This is a genomic window from Thermomonospora sp. CIF 1 (assembly GCF_001896795.1).
Lineage (GTDB): Bacteria > Actinomycetota > Actinomycetes > Streptosporangiales > Streptosporangiaceae > Thermomonospora > Thermomonospora curvata.
Window position 1 is genome coordinate 101,411 of record NZ_MOYN02000007.1, and the last position, 14,607, is coordinate 116,017.

At 71.3% G+C, this 14,607-nt stretch carries 8 protein-coding genes; all 8 read left to right on the forward strand.

Annotated elements, in window-relative coordinates:
* Positions 1-366 precede the first annotated feature (366 nt).
* The 8 genes from glf to BUE48_RS03225 all read left to right on the forward strand — a co-directional run bounded on the left by glf (position 367) and on the right by BUE48_RS03225 (position 14,413).
* Entirely contained in the window at positions 367-1,536 is a 1,170-nt protein-coding gene (gene glf / locus BUE48_RS03190) for a UDP-galactopyranose mutase (RefSeq protein WP_012851014.1), read from the forward strand.
* A complete protein-coding gene (locus BUE48_RS03195; RefSeq protein ID WP_286988765.1) occupies positions 1,533-3,509 on the forward strand; it encodes a glycosyltransferase in 1,977 nt (658 codons plus the stop codon). The genes glf and BUE48_RS03195 overlap by 4 nt, the downstream gene beginning before the upstream one ends.
* Entirely contained in the window at positions 3,506-4,369 is an 864-nt protein-coding gene (locus BUE48_RS03200) for an ABC transporter permease (protein ID WP_012851016.1), read from the forward strand. The genes BUE48_RS03195 and BUE48_RS03200 overlap by 4 nt, the downstream gene beginning before the upstream one ends.
* A gap of 6 nt (positions 4,370-4,375) precedes the next feature.
* Positions 4,376-5,164: an ABC transporter ATP-binding protein gene (locus BUE48_RS03205; RefSeq protein WP_012851017.1), complete on the forward strand. Its 789-nt coding sequence runs from the start codon at positions 4,376-4,378 to the stop codon at positions 5,162-5,164.
* A 114-nt stretch (positions 5,165-5,278) separates the two neighbouring features.
* Positions 5,279-8,167: a hypothetical protein gene (locus tag BUE48_RS03210; protein WP_286988769.1), complete on the forward strand. Its 2,889-nt coding sequence runs from the start codon at positions 5,279-5,281 to the stop codon at positions 8,165-8,167.
* A 350-nt stretch (positions 8,168-8,517) separates the two neighbouring features.
* The gene (locus BUE48_RS03215; protein WP_012851019.1) at positions 8,518-9,483 is read left to right on the forward strand and encodes a glycosyltransferase family 2 protein; all 966 of its coding nucleotides are present in this window, start codon (positions 8,518-8,520) and stop codon (positions 9,481-9,483) included.
* A complete protein-coding gene (locus BUE48_RS03220) occupies positions 9,480-10,829 on the forward strand; it encodes a polysialyltransferase family glycosyltransferase (protein WP_286988771.1) in 1,350 nt (449 codons plus the stop codon). Before BUE48_RS03215 ends, BUE48_RS03220 begins: the two co-directional genes overlap by 4 nt.
* A 110-nt stretch (positions 10,830-10,939) precedes the next feature.
* Positions 10,940-14,413 (forward strand): bifunctional glycosyltransferase/CDP-glycerol:glycerophosphate glycerophosphotransferase, encoded by a 3,474-nt coding sequence (locus BUE48_RS03225; RefSeq protein WP_286988773.1) that lies wholly within the window; start codon positions 10,940-10,942, stop codon positions 14,411-14,413.
* Positions 14,414-14,607: the final 194 nt, after the last annotated feature.

The window sequence follows — 14,607 nt, forward strand, 5'->3', positions numbered from 1 at the left end:
CGGCGCTCCCTAGATGGGGCGATTGGCTCGGTACATGATGGTCGAGCGTGCATTGTAGCGAGGGGCCTGAGCGGGCGGCACCGCTCGCCGCGGCCGGCCCGTCCGGGAAGCGGATGCCGGGCCGGGCACTTGGCCCGAACCCGGCCGCCTGCGGGGGCATCTCAAGGTAAGGTGCAAAGGCGCCCGGTACATCCGCAATATCGCCTTATGACGGCGGCTGTCGCTGCTCGGGGGAATTCGGCGCCTCGCCTCCGGAACGTTGTGACGGTGCCGGGCGTGCCGGGAGACCGTCAGCCCCGGCCATCCCACCCAGGGGCGTGCAACTCCGTCGCCGGCCCAGCGGCCGGCCCGACAAGAAGGACGCACGTGGACGCTGATCTCGTGGTCGTCGGATCGGGCTTCTTCGGGCTCACCGTCGCCGAGCGCTGTGCCAACCTGTTCGGGACTCGCGTACTGGTCCTGGAGCGACGCGATCACATCGGCGGCAACGCCTACAGCGAAAGCGAGCCGCAGACCGGTATCGAGGTGCACCGGTACGGTGCCCACCTGTTCCACACCTCCAACGAGCGGGTCTGGGAGTACGTCAACCGGTTCACCTCCTTCACCGACTACCGGCACCGCGTCTACACCAACTTCAAGGGCCAGATCTACCCGATGCCGATCAACCTCGGCACCATCTGCCAGTACTTCGGCCGCGCCTTCACCCCCGATGAGGCCCGGGCGCTGATCGCCGAGCAGGCCGCCGAGGTCTCCTCTCCGCGCAACCTGGAGGAGAAGGCGATCTCCCTGATCGGACGCCCGCTGTATGAGGCGTTCATCCGCGGCTACACCGCCAAGCAGTGGCAGACCGACCCCAAGGAGCTGCCGGCGGAGATCATCACCCGCCTGCCGGTGCGGTACACCTTCGACAACCGCTACTTCAACGACAAGTACGAAGGGCTGCCGGTGGACGGCTACACCGCCTGGCTGGAGCGGATGGCCGACCACCCCAAGATCGAGATCCGGCTGAACACCGACTTCTTCGACCTCAAAGACGACATCGTCGGCAACGTCCCGGTCGTCTACACCGGCCCGCTGGACCGCTACTTCGACTACGCCGAAGGCGAGCTGGGCTGGCGGACGCTGGACTTTGAGATGGAGGTCAAGCCCACCGGGGACTTCCAGGGCACCGCGGTGATGAACTACGCCGACGAGGACGTGCCCTACACCCGCATCCACGAGTTCCGGCACTTCCACCCCGAACGCGACCACTACCCGCCGGACAAGACGGTGATCGTGCGGGAGTACTCCCGCTTCGCCGGCCGGGACGACGAGCCCTACTACCCGATCAACACCCCCGACGACCGGGCCCGGCTGCTGCGCTACCGCGAGCTGGCCAAGCAGGAGGACGGGGTGCTGTTCGGCGGACGGCTCGGCACCTACAAGTACCTCGACATGCACATGGCCATCGCCAGCGCCCTCAACATGGTCGACAACCGGCTGAAGCCGCACTTCACCGAAGGCGCCCGGCTGGTCAGCGGAGGAATGGACGAATGAGCGAGCAGATGCGCGTCCTGCAGCGGGTCGTGATGCCCCTCGACCGCGACCTGGACGTGGTCCGGCTCTACCTGGACGACCGGATCGGCAAGGGCCGCCCGGAGGTCGAGCCGACCGGCAAGAACAAACAACAGGTCGTCGAGGACGAGGGCGGCGCGCACGAGCCGCTGCTGTCCATCGACGTCGACACCATGACCCGCCGCGGCGTCACCGTCCCGATCGGCCGGCGGCTGTCGCTGTGCACCTACTTCAACGCCTTCCCCGCCGGCTACTGGCGGCGCTGGAGCGTGCTGGAGGAGGTCCGGCTGCGGGTGCGGGTGCGCGGCGAGGGCACCCTGATCGTCTACCGCTCCAACGCCAAGGGCCACGTGCAGCGCGTCACCTCCGCGCACGTGGACTCCACCGAGGTCTCCGAGCACCGCTTCAAGCTGCCGCTCAAGCCGTTCATCGACGGCGGCTGGTACTGGTTCGACCTGGTCGCCGGGCAGCGGCCGATCGAGCTGGTGGAGGCCGAGTGGCTGACCGCCGAGGCCGGCGGGCGGCGCCAGGGCCGCATCAACATCGGGATCACCACCTTCAACCGTCCCGCCTTCTGCGTCGACCAGCTGGCGGCGCTCGCCCGCGCCGAGGAGGTGCTGGAGGTGATCGAGGAGATCCTCATCATCGACCAGGGCACCCAGCGGGTGGCCGACCACCCGGGCTTTGCGGAGGCGGCGCAGGCGCTGGGCGCCAAGCTGCGCATGATCGAGCAGCCCAACCTGGGCGGCTCCGGCGGTTTTGCCCGCGCCATGGAGGAGACCGCCCGCGCCGATCGCGCCGACTATGTGCTGCTGCTGGACGACGACGTCATCACCGAGCCGGAGGGCATCCTGCGCGCGGTGACGTTCGCCGACCTGGCCCGCACCCCCACCATCGTCGGCGGCCACATGTTCAGCCTCTATGACCGTTCGGTGCTGCACGCCTACGGCGAGACGCTGGAGAAGTACCGCTGGTTCTGGGGGCCGGCGCCCAACACCAAGCACGGCCACGACTTCGCCGCCCGGGGCCTGCGCCAGACCCCCTGGCTGCACCGGCGCATCGACGTGGACTACAACGGCTGGTGGATGTGCCTGATCCCCACCGAGGTGATCCACAAGATCGGCCTGCCCATGCCGATGTTCATCAAGTGGGACGACGCCGAGTACGGCGTCCGGGCCGGCAAGGCCGGTTTCCCCACCGTCTCGCTGCCGGGGGTGGCCGTCTGGCACGTGCCCTGGCACGAAAAGGACGACACCATCGACTGGCAGGCCTACTACCACGAGCGCAACCGGCTGGTCTCGGCGCTGCTGCACTCCCCGTACGAGCGCGGCGGCAACCTGCTCAAGGAGAGCCTGTTCGTGTCCATCAAGCACGCCCTGGCCATGCAGTACTCGGCCGCCGAGCTGATGCTGATGGCGATCGAGGACGTGCTGAGCGGGCCGGAGCACATGCACCGGCAGCTGGCCACCAAGCTCCCGGAGATCCGCGAGTTCCGCAAGCGCTTCAGCGACGCCCGGGGCGTGGAGCGCATCGAGCAGCTGCCGCCGGTGCGCAGCAAGCCGCCGCGCAAGGGCCGCATGCCCACCAAGCCGGGCAGCCGGCTGGGCATGATCCGCAAGGCCGCCGTCAGCGGGCTCAAGCAGTTCCGCCCGGTCGACCCCAAGGCGCGCGTCAACCCGCAGGCCATCGTCCCGCACATCGACCTGGCCTGGTGGCGGCTGGCCGACCTGGACAGCGCGCTGGTGTCGGCCGCCGACGGCACCGGGGTGTTCTGGTACCAGCGGGACCGCAAGGAGTTCCGCAGCCTGCTGCAGCGGACCTCCGCGCTGCACGCCCGGCTGCTGAAGGAGTGGCCGGAGCTGTCGCGGCGCTACCGCCAGGCGGTGCCGCAGCTCGTCGCCCCGGAGAGCTGGTGGGACAACTTCCAAGCCGCCCCGAAGGCCGGTGATCGATGACGCAAGCCCCCTCGCTTCCCCCACTGCTGGAGCCGGACGCCTCCGGAGGGCTGCTGGAGGTCTTCCGCCGTCGTTACCTGCTGCGGCTGCTGGTCCGGCGGGAGCTGCGGGCCCGTTACAAAAGCTCGGTGCTCGGGCTGGGCTGGTCGTATGTGCGGCCGGCGGTGTACTTCTGCGTCTACTTCTTCGTCGTCGGGTACGTGCTCGGCGCCGGGCGCAAGCTGGAGAACTTCGGGGTCTACCTGTTCTCCGGCATGGTGCTGATCAACTTGTTCAACGAGATCCTGCACTCGTCCACCCGCTCGGTGACCGGGCACGCGGCGCTGGTCCGCAAGATCTTCCTGCCCCGGGAGCTGTTCCCGGTGGCCTCGGTGCTGGTGTCGCTGGTGCACTTCGTGCCGGGGCTGGTGATCCTGCTGGCGGCCACCACCGCGCTGGGCTGGCGGCCGGATGTGGCCGCGCTGGGCGGGGCGCTGGCCGGCTTCGTCATCATCGTGCTGCTCGGCCTGGGCGCCGGGCTGCTGCTGGCCGCCGGGAACGTGTTCCTGCGGGACCTGGAACAGGCCGTCGACGTCACCGCCGTGGTGTTCATGTGGTCGGCGCCGATGATCTACCCGTGGACGTTCGTGCGGGACGTCGCCCCGGGCTGGGTGCTGGACCTGTACCTGCTCAACCCGCTGGTCACCGCGGTGTCGCTGTTCCAGCGGGCGTTTTGGGCCCCGGGAATCGAGGGGCAGTTCACCTTCCCGCCCGACCTGGCCCTGCGCACGGTGGGGTCACTGGCGTTCGCGCTGGTGGTCTTCTCCATCGGCCAGCAGGTGTTCGCGGTCGCCCAGCGGCGTTTCGGGCAGGAGTTGTAAGGGGCCATGACAACAGCCATCGTCGTCGACTCGGTCACCAAGGAGTTCCGGCTCCGCCACGCGCGCTCGCTCAAGGACCTGGCGGTGCGCACGATGCGCCGGCAGTCGCTGGCCGAGCGCTTCCTCGCGCTCGACAACGTCAGCCTGACCGTGCAGCAGGGCGAGGCGGTCGCGCTGATGGGGCTGAACGGCTCGGGCAAGAGCACCCTGCTGAAGATGATCTCCGGGGTGATGCGGCCGGACCGCGGCACGGTGCGGGTGCGCGGCCGCATCGCCGGGCTGATCGACGTGGGCGCCGGACTGCACCCGGAGCTGACCGGCCGGGAGAACATCTTCCTCAACGGGGCGATCCTCGGCATGAGCGAGGCGGAGATCCGCCGCAAGTTCGACTCGATCGTCGAGTTCTCCGGGGTGGAACGCTTCCTGGACGGCCAGGTCAAGTTCTACTCCTCCGGCATGTTCATGCGGCTGGCGTTCTCCATCGCCGTGCACACCGAGCCGGATGTGTTCCTCATCGACGAGGTGCTGGCGGTCGGCGACCCGCCGTTCCGCCGCAAGTGCCAAGACCGCATCCGCGCGCTGCGCGCCGAGGGCCGCACCATGGTGATCGTGGCGCACGACATCAAGATGCTGACCGAGCTGTGCGACCGCGGGGTGATGATGCGCGGCGGCCGGGTGGTCTTCGACGGCGATGTGAACGTGGCCGGTCAGATGTGGCGGGAGGACCGCCGGGCGCGCCGCCAGGGCAAGGCGGTGGCCGGCCAGGCCGGCCGTCCGCTGGCGCCGCGCGGCTGACCTGCGGCATATCGGGACGTCCGGAGGGTCCGGATACAATCCCCCCACCGCATCCGGACGAGCGACGACCCGCCACGGACGGGCCGTGGCGAAGTGGTGAGTGGGGAGAACACGGTGGCCCAAGCCGGTACGGGGGATGACAACGCCGACGGCCGGGTGCCCGACGGTCCGCCGCCCGCCCCGTGGGGCTCGAGCGCGCAGGATGCCGGACAGCAGGATCCGGCCGGCCCCGCTTCGCAGGAGCCGCCGGGCTTTCCGGCGCCGCCGCCACCGCCCCCGTTCGCCCCGCCGGGCCCGGGACTGCCCCCGCCGCCGCAGTGGGGACGGCCCGCCGACGATCCCGCCGCCGCGCTGCCGCCCGCCCCGTGGGCGGCCCCGATGCCCGAGCTGCCCGGGGAGGCGCTGCCGGCGGCCGGCGACCCGGAGGCCACGTCCGTCGATCCACGCCCTGCGGGCGACCCCGCCGCCGGGCCGCCGGCCGCCCTGGGCGATCCGGCGACCTCCCCGCCGCCGATGGGTTTCCCGGTGCCGCCGCCACCGGTGGGCACTCCTCCCATGCCGCCGCCGGGCGCGCCCGGTGCCGTGCCGCCGCCTCCTCCTTTCGCGGCGGCCCCGCCCGCGCCTCCGCTGGGCGGCCCCGGCGCGCCGCCCGCCGCCGAACCGGAGGCGGGACGTTTCAGGCCGCGCCCCCCGCAGCAGCCGGACGAGCCGTGGCGGCTGCCCGCGCCCCGGCGGCAGGGTCCGCGCCTCCCCCGCAAGGCGGTGCTGATCGGGGCGGCCGGCCTGGCCGCCGCCGCGGTGATCGCGGCCGGCGCCGTGGTGCTGTGGCCCGAGGGCGAGCAGCGGCCGGCCGCTCCGGCCGCGGCGGCGCATCTGGCCTCCGACGCCTTCGCCACCGACCCGGCCGTCCGCTCCGACGGCCGTGACCAGCAGCTCACCACGGCGGACGCGGCCGGCGACACGGTGGTGGCGGCCGGCGGCGACGGCGACGGCACTGCGGTCCGGCCCTACTTCCTGGTGTCCACCGACGGCGGCCGCTCGTTCCAGCGGGCCACGGTGCACGACGACGGCCTCGGCGGGGTGCCGCGCCAGGTGGCCGGTTCGGCCTCCGGCTGGGCGGCGCTCGGGGAGGCCCCCGACGGCTCGGCGCTGGCCTGGACGAGCCGCGACGGCCGGCAGTGGACGGCGCATGCACTGGGCGAGGAGAGCTTCAAAGACGGCGACCGGGTGCTGTCGCTGACGGCCCACCCCTCCGGCTTCCTGGCCGTGGGCACCACCGCCGCCAAGGGCGACCTGCGCGACGGGTCCCCGCTGGCCTGGGTGTCCTCGGACGGGCGCTCCTGGGAGCGCCTGGACGCCGGCGATCTGAAGCTGACCAAGGGCAAGGAGACCCTGTCGCTGCTGGAGGCGACGACGCACGGCTCCACCGTGATGGTCAAGGGACGGTGGGCCAAGAGCGAGAAAGGCGCCCCGCGCAACCGGGTGTGGCTGTCCGGAGACGGCGGCCGCACCTGGGAGGAGAGCAAGCCGCCCTCCCCGAAGGGCACCCGCGGCATGCGGATCGGCTCCGGCCCCTCGGGTCTGCTGGCCGTGCGCGACGTGAGGCGCGCCAAGAAGAGCTACGCCACGATCTTCGCCTCCGCCGACGGCAAGGACTGGACCGAGACGGCCGAGGTCGAGCTGGGCAAGGGCATGCGGCTGCAGGCGGTGACCGGCTCCGAACGCGGCGCCTTCGTGGTGGCCGGAGCCGGTGACCGGGTGCAGGTGGTGCGCAGCGGCGACGGCCGCTCCTGGCAGGCGACGGACCCCTTCACCCGTCCCGCCAGGCTGCTGCCGGGCACCGCTGCGGCCGGGGACCGGCTGGTGATGGCCGGCTGGGTCCGCAGCGGCGGCGACCTCAACGGGGTGCTGCTGGCCCAGGACGCCACCGGCCGGCTGGCCCGCCCCGAACTGCCGGCCGCCCCGGTGGACCGGACCGTCGCCGCGCTGACCACGGCGGGAAACCAGGCCGTGGCCGTGGGCAGCACCAACGGCAACGCGGCGATCTGGAGCTCGGCCGACGGCCGGACCTGGCGGCGCGGCAGGCTGACCGGCGCCGGGTTCGGCGGCCCGGGGCTGCAGCGGCTGCACGGCGTGGCCGGCGGGAGCACCGGATGGGTGGCGATCGGCTCCGACACCCGTCCCCAGCAGCAGCCGCGTCCACTGGTGGCCATCTCGCAGAACGGCACGGAGTGGAGCGCGGTCGGCGGCGGCACCTTCGCCGACGGCAAGGACGGCCTGCGCGTCTACGGGGTGGCGGCCGGCCGCTCCGGGCACGTCGTGGTCGGCGAGGACGGCTCCTCGGCCGTCGTGTGGGCCTCCTCCGACCTGCGCACCTGGCAGCGGGGGACCGGCGTCAAGGGCGCCCTGAAGGGGAGCAAGGGCACCAACCGCTGGATGCAGGCGGTGGCCGCGACCGCCGACGGCTATGTGGCGGTGGGCGGGAGCAAGAAGAACGGCGTCCACGCGCCCGCCGTCTGGACCTCCCCGGACGGTCAGGAATGGACGCTGCGCGCCACGCCGCGGCTGCCGGAGGACTCCTCCGGCTACCTGCGGCACGTGGCCGTCTCGGGCGCCACGGCGGTCGCCGTGGGGGAGCGCCGCGACGCGGACGGCACCCGGCGGGCCTTCGCCTTCCTGTCCACCGACGGCGGCGCGACCTGGCAGGAGAGCCCGCTGCCGGAGATCACCGGCGCGGATGCGGTGCGCGGGGTGACCGCCGCCGGCGCCGCGTTCGCCGTCTTCGGCGAGATCCGGCAGTCCGGTTCCGCCGACGTGGCGGTCTGGACCTCCCGCGACGGCCGTTCCTGGCAGGCCGCGCACCCGCGCGGCACCGCCCTGTCGGGCGCGGGCGATCAGCGCCTGACCGGCCTGGTCGCCTTCCGGGGCGAGCTGCTGGGCGTCGGTGAGAGCACCGAACGCCAGAGCGCCGAGCCCGTCCTGTGGCACCGCCCGCCGCTGTGAGCCGGGTCGCTCCCTGGGGGCGGCCAGCCATGCGGTGGCCGATTCCGGACTCTGACAATTCGGTCGCAGTCCGGCAAAGGCGAACGCAAGGTGACACGCCGGGGTGTGCGTTCAGGTAATCTTCCTGAACATTCCCCCGTAACGTACGGAACGCCCCACCCCGCAGGGGAGTTCCCTCAGCGATGAGGAAGTCCTGTGCGTGTGGCCCGTGTCGACCCTGTCCGGGGCGGCTGTGCGGGGATTCCGCCGCGGCGGTCCCCGGTGGCCGGCGAGGCGGCCGGCGGGGGCGTTCCCCCAGGTGAGGTGGGCCGCGATCGGCTCCGCCGCCCGACGTCCCGAACGGAGACCGCGTGACCACCCTCTCGGTCATCGTGCCGGTGCACAATGTGGCCCCGTACCTTCCGGACCTGCTGCGGAGTCTCACCCGGAACGCGCGCGCCGACTTTGAGTTCATCTTCGTCGACGACGGCTCCACCGACACGTCGGCCGAGATCGTGGAGGACCACCGGGCGAGGCTGCCGGGCTTTCAGCTCATCCGCCATCCGCGGGCGCGCGGGCTGAGCGCGGCCCGCAACGCCGGTCTGGCCGTCGCCTCGGGCCGCTACATCACCTACGTGGACGGCGACGACTGGCTCGCCCCCGGCTACCTGCCGGAGGCGGTCGAGGCCATCGACTCGCTCGGCTGCGACTTCATCAGGATCGACCACGTCCAGGCCCACGGACGCAAACGGGAGATCCACCGCGCCCCCCACGGGGTGCGCGGCAAGGTCCTCAACCCGCGCGACGGGTTCCTGCCGGTGCACGACCTGGCGATGGTGGACTACCCGTACGCCTGGGCCGGCGTCTACCGCCGCAGCCTCGCCGAGGACGGGCTGCTCACCTTCGACGAGGAACTGCTGACGGCCGAGGACCGGCCCTGGATCTGGCGGCTGCACCAGCGCGCCGCCAGCTACGCGGTGATCTCACTGTTCGGGGTGTACTACCGGCGCGGCGTGCCCACCTCGCTCACCCAGATCGGCGACGAGCGGCAGCTGCACTTCTTCGACGCCTTCGACAAGATCCTGACCGCGCTGCGCACCGACCCCGACTGGGACCGCATCAAGTACAAGTTCGTCCGCGCCTACTGCGTCCTCATCGCCACCCACGAGGAGAAGAAGGAGCGGCTGAGCCCCACCCTGCAGCAGCGCCAGCGGCTGCGGGCCGGCCGGACGCTGCGCGCCCTGCCCCAGGAGGTGCTCAAAGCGGTGCTGCCCGGCATGCGCCCGGCACGGGCCGCCCTGCTGACCGAGCTGATGGCGGCCGGAGGTGCCCGGTGAACCAGTTGTTCGTCTCCTCCGGTCCCATCGCGACCGCGCTGTTCGCCGCCGCGATCGACACCGGACGCCTGGGGGCGCGGCCCGGTCGGCGGATACTGCTGGTCAGCGACGAGACCGCCGGCGCCGAGCTGGCCCCGCCGCTGCCGGAGCGGGCCGACCACGCTGCGCTGTACGACCGCTTCGATGAGGTCGTCTCGCTGAACGAGCTGCTGGCGCCGATGCATCCGCAGGACTGGCGGCCGGCCCTGGAAGAGCAGCCGATGCTGGAACGGCTGCTGCGCCGCCACTGGGGGCTGGGCGACGAACCGGTGGAAGTGATCGTGGAGACCCTGGAGACCGCCCCCGCCCAGACCCTGGCGGAGGTCTTCCACGACGCCCCGGTGACCGTCTGCTGCGGCACCCTGGAGGTCTACGGCCCCGTCCGGGCGCTGCTGCCCAGGGGAGTGGGCAGCCGGGTCGAGCGGCTGCTGCACCTGGATCTGGTGCCCGGCCTGCCGCCCCGGCTGCTGTCGGATTACGGGGTCGCGCCGCAGATCGTGGCCCAGGACGCCTTCGCCAAGGCCTTCGAGGAGGTCAAGGCCGGTGCCGAGACCCTGCTGGCGGGCCGGCTGCCCGCCGGCGCCGACCGAGCGGTGCTGATCGTCGGCCAGTGCCTGACCGACCTGGGGCCGACCGGGGAGCAGGAGGAGCGCATCCACCTGGAGATGCTGCGGGGCCTGGTCGCCCGGGGGAACCGGACGGTCGCCTTCGTCCCCGCCCCCGATGGGCAGACCGCCCTGGCGGCGGCACTGGCCGCCGAGGCCGGGCGGCTGGGGGCCGAGCTGGTGATCCTGGACGAGCCGGTGCCCGCCGAGGTCTGGTGCGCCCTGCTGCGTCCGGAGGTGGCCGTAGGGGTGTTCCCCCCGGCGCTGGTGCGGGTCTCCCACCTGCTGGAGGTGCCCGTGATGACGCTGGGCACGGTCCGGGTGCTGGAGCGGCTGAACCCCTACGACAACGCCGCCCGGATTCCGGCGACCGTGGTGGACGCCACCTTCCCCCGCCTGACCGACGAGGGCGACGCCATTCCGCCGCCGATCGCCCGGCACGAGATCAAATCGCGGCTGGTCCCTTTGCTGGCCGCCGTCACCTATTGCATGCAGCCGGGACGTTATCCGGAAATGCGCGCGGCCACGGCCGAGTACGTGGACGCTCTCCCGCCCGGCCCGGCGCTGCGCCGCTATTTCAGAATGCAGCGGCTCATCACTTTGGGATTGGCGCAGCCGCCCCCGCCCGCCCCTGCGGAACCGGTCGGGACGCTGCAACGGGTCGCCGATGTCACCAGGCGCCTGAAAGGACGGCTCAGATGACCGCCGCCGGATCTTTACGGGTTTTCCACCGTCGCTGACGCCGGTCTGGTCATGTGACCGGGACGTCCCACCGGCCGCCTTCCCGATGTTCGGACGATTGCGAGAAGGACATGCCCCCACTGCTGAGCATCGTTGTACCGGTTTACAACGTGGAGCCCTATCTGCAGGAGTGCCTGGAGTCCCTGCAGAACCAGACCATGGATGACTTCGAGGTCATCATGGTCGACGACGGCTCAACCGACGGCAGTGCGGCCATCGCCAAGGAATTTGCCAGCCGGGACGGGCGGTTCCGGCTGATCCAACAGGAGAACCAGGGTCCGGGGCCGGCTCGTAACACCGGGGTGCGCCATGCGACAGGCACCTATCTGGCCTTTGTCGACGGTGACGACGTGGTGCCCCCGAACGCCTACCAGCGGATGATCAATTCGCTGGAGAAGAGCGGATCGGACTTTGCCTGCGGTGGGGTACGCCGATTCAGTTCCAAGGGAATTTACCCCTCGAAGATGCACGCCGACATTTTTGACCGGCCGGCGAAGAAGACCCACATCTCCCGCCGCCCGGAACTGGTCGGTGACCGCACGCCTTGGAACAAGGTGTACCGCAGGTCGTTCTGGGACGCCCACAACTTCCAGTTCCCCCGCGGGCTGTATGAGGACCCGACAGTGGCCATTCCCGCTCATGTGCTGGCGGAAAAGGTGGACGTGTTGTCCATCCCCGTCTATCACTGGCGGGTGCGTGAGGGCGGTGAGCGCTCCATCACCCAGCGTCGTACCGAGCCGGGCAACCTTGAGGACCGGGTGACGGCCATCCGCCGGGTCTCGAAGTTCCTGCGCGAGCACGCGCCGGAGCTGATGCGGGAATACATGTCGCGGGTGTTCGCCGACAAGCTGCCGATGTACATCGAGGTGCTGCACGAGGGGAGCGAGCATTATCGGCAGCTGCTGCAGAAGGCCGTCGAGGAGTTCGCCGCCGAAGCCGACGAGGAGATCTTCCAGGAGCTGCCGGCCCTCAAACGGCTCAAGTACCACTTGCTGCGGCGGGGCATGATCGACGAGCTTCTCGAAGTCCTGGTCTTTCAGCAGAGGGAGATCATCACCACCGACGTGGTGCTGCGAGGCGGCCGCTGGTATGCCCGCTATCCCTACTTCGACGACCCGGAGCGGGGCATTCCCGATAGCGTCTACGACATCACCGATGAGGTCACCCTGCAGGCCGGTGTGGACCGGGCCTACTGGCGTGAAGGGCGGCTCTACATCGAGGGATTCGCCTACATCGCCCGCATCCCGGTGCCCGACCCCTACACGGGCTCCATCCGGCTGTGGCTGCGGCACCCCGAAGAGGAGAACGTCGTCGAGCTGCCGGTGGGACGCATCTACCGGCCGCGCACCTCGGCGGACGCCAAGTGGGCCGCCGCCTGCTACGACTGGGCCGGTTTCTCGGCCGTGCTGGACCCGGCGACGCTGGGACAGCGCCGCTTCGGCTTCCAGCGCAGGTTCCGTCCCGGCCTGTGGCGGCTGGAGGTGGAGGTGACCATGCCCGGCGGGGTGCGGCGCAGCGGCCCGCTGCGCGGCTCGACCCGCGCCGACCAGCGCTGGCCGTCCGGCCATGACGTCGCCCCCGGCGTGTCGATGCGGGTGTCGCCCTCCCGGCAGAGCTTCGGCCTGGAAGTGGTGGACGTGGGCGCGCGGGTGACCGCGGCGCGTCCCGTCGAGGGCGCCATCGAGATCGAAGGCCATGTGGTGGGCGGCGGCAAGGCCACCGAGCTGCTGCTGTCCCGCCCCAACGGGACCAGCGAGATCCGGCTGCCGATCCTGGCGCATGGCAAGGGCCGCTTCCTGGGCCGCATCCCCATGGACGTGCTGCCGGAGTGGGAGGAGACCCCGGGGCAGGACCGGCTGCCCTGGAACGTCCTGATCACCGTGGCCGGCCGCCAGGAGCCGATCCAGCCGGTGGCCGCCGACCATGTGGAGACCTGGCAGGCCAAGGGTTCTCATGAGGCCGCCCTGACCCGGATCGACGGCGGGTACCTGCGGGTGATCCAGCGGCGCTGCCGGCCGGTGCTGACCGAGGCTCGCTGGACCGACCGGGGCGTGCTGCGGCTGCGCGGCCGGATGACCGGCGATCGGCGGCCCGCGGAGCTGGTGGCGCGCTGGCGCGCCGGGGCCGGCGAGCGCCGGATGCCGCTGAGCTGGGACGGCGAGGAGTTCACCGCCGAGCTGCAGCCCATGGAGCGCACCTGGTACGGCGATGAGCTGCCGATGCGCAGCGGGCGCTGGGACCTGGTCGCCCCTCTCGGTGAGGACGACGAGGTGAGCGTGTACGTCGCCCGCTCCGCCTGCGTGAACCTGCCGGAGCCCCACGTGGTGGGCATCCACGAGTTCCACCTGCTCATCGAGGGCATGGAGGAGCCGTGGGTGTGGGTGCGTCCGGCCCACGACCCGACCGAGCGGGGGGCCTACGGCATCAAGCGGATGTCCACCGAGGACTACCCGGTCTACCGCCGGTCGCCGATCCGCGACATGGCGCTGTTCGAGTCCTTCCAGGGGCGGCAGTTCTCCGACAGCCCGCGCGCCATCTTCGAGGAGCTCCGCCGCCGCCACCCCGAGTTCGAGTACGTGTGGGTCACCAGCGACGGCCGGTTCCAGCCGCCGGAGGGCGTCCGCACCCTGCTGCGGGGCACCCGCGAGCACCTGAAGGCGATGGCGCAGGCCCGCTTCCTGGTCTCCAACGACCCCATGCCGTACTGGATGGAGAAGCGGCCCGAGCAGATCTACCTGCAGACCTGGCACGGCACGCCGCTGAAGAAGCTCGGCTATGACATCGAGCGGCCCGCCCACCGCAACCCCCAGGACTACCTGCGCCGCTTTGGCAGGGACATGGCGCAGTGGAACGCGCTGGTCTCGCCGAACCCGTTCAGCTCGCCCATCTGGCGGCGGGCCTTCCGCTACGAAGGCGAGCTGCTGGAGATCGGTTACCCGCGCAACGACATCCTGTTCCGTCCCGAGCAGGCCGAGCGGATCCGCCGGCGGCTGGGGCTGCCGGAGGGCAAGCGCGTGGTGCTGTACGCCCCGACCTGGCGGGACGACCGGATCGTCAGCAACGGGTACGGCATGGAGCTGCAGCTCGATGTCGAGCGGGCCCGGGAGGTGCTGGGCGAGGATCACGTGCTGCTGATCCGCGGCCACATCAACGTGGTGGGGAACTTCTGCCCGCCCGATGACGACTTCGTCCGCAACGTGAGCACCTACCCCGACATCGCCGAGCTCTACCTGGTGTCCGACGTGCTGGTCACCGACTACTCGTCGGCGATGTTCGACTACGCCTGCACCGCCCGGCCGATCCTGTTCTTCACCTACGACCTGGAGCACTACCGCGACGAGCTGCGCGGCTTCTACTTCGATTTCGAGGCCGAGGCGCCCGGCCCCATGTGCATGACCTCCGATGAGCTGATCGATGCGCTTCGGGACGTCGGGAGCGTCTCCGCCCAGTACGAGCACCGCTATGAGGCTTTCCGGGAGAAGTTCTGCCCCTGGGACGACGGCGGCGCGGCGGCCCGCGCCGTGGACTGGCTGCTGCAGCAGTGAGCCCTTTCCCCTGGTGAGGTTTCCGCAGGGGATCTAAAAGCGCCTGGGGGACGCGGCGACCTCGGAGAGAACGATCTTGGAGCTCGCCGAGGTCGCCGCGTCCAGAGCCCGAGGCCGCGCACCGGAGAAGACTTCTGTGGGCTTTCTCGTTTCGTGGTTTCGGGGAGTCGGCGGGGTGCGCGCCTGCCGTGCCG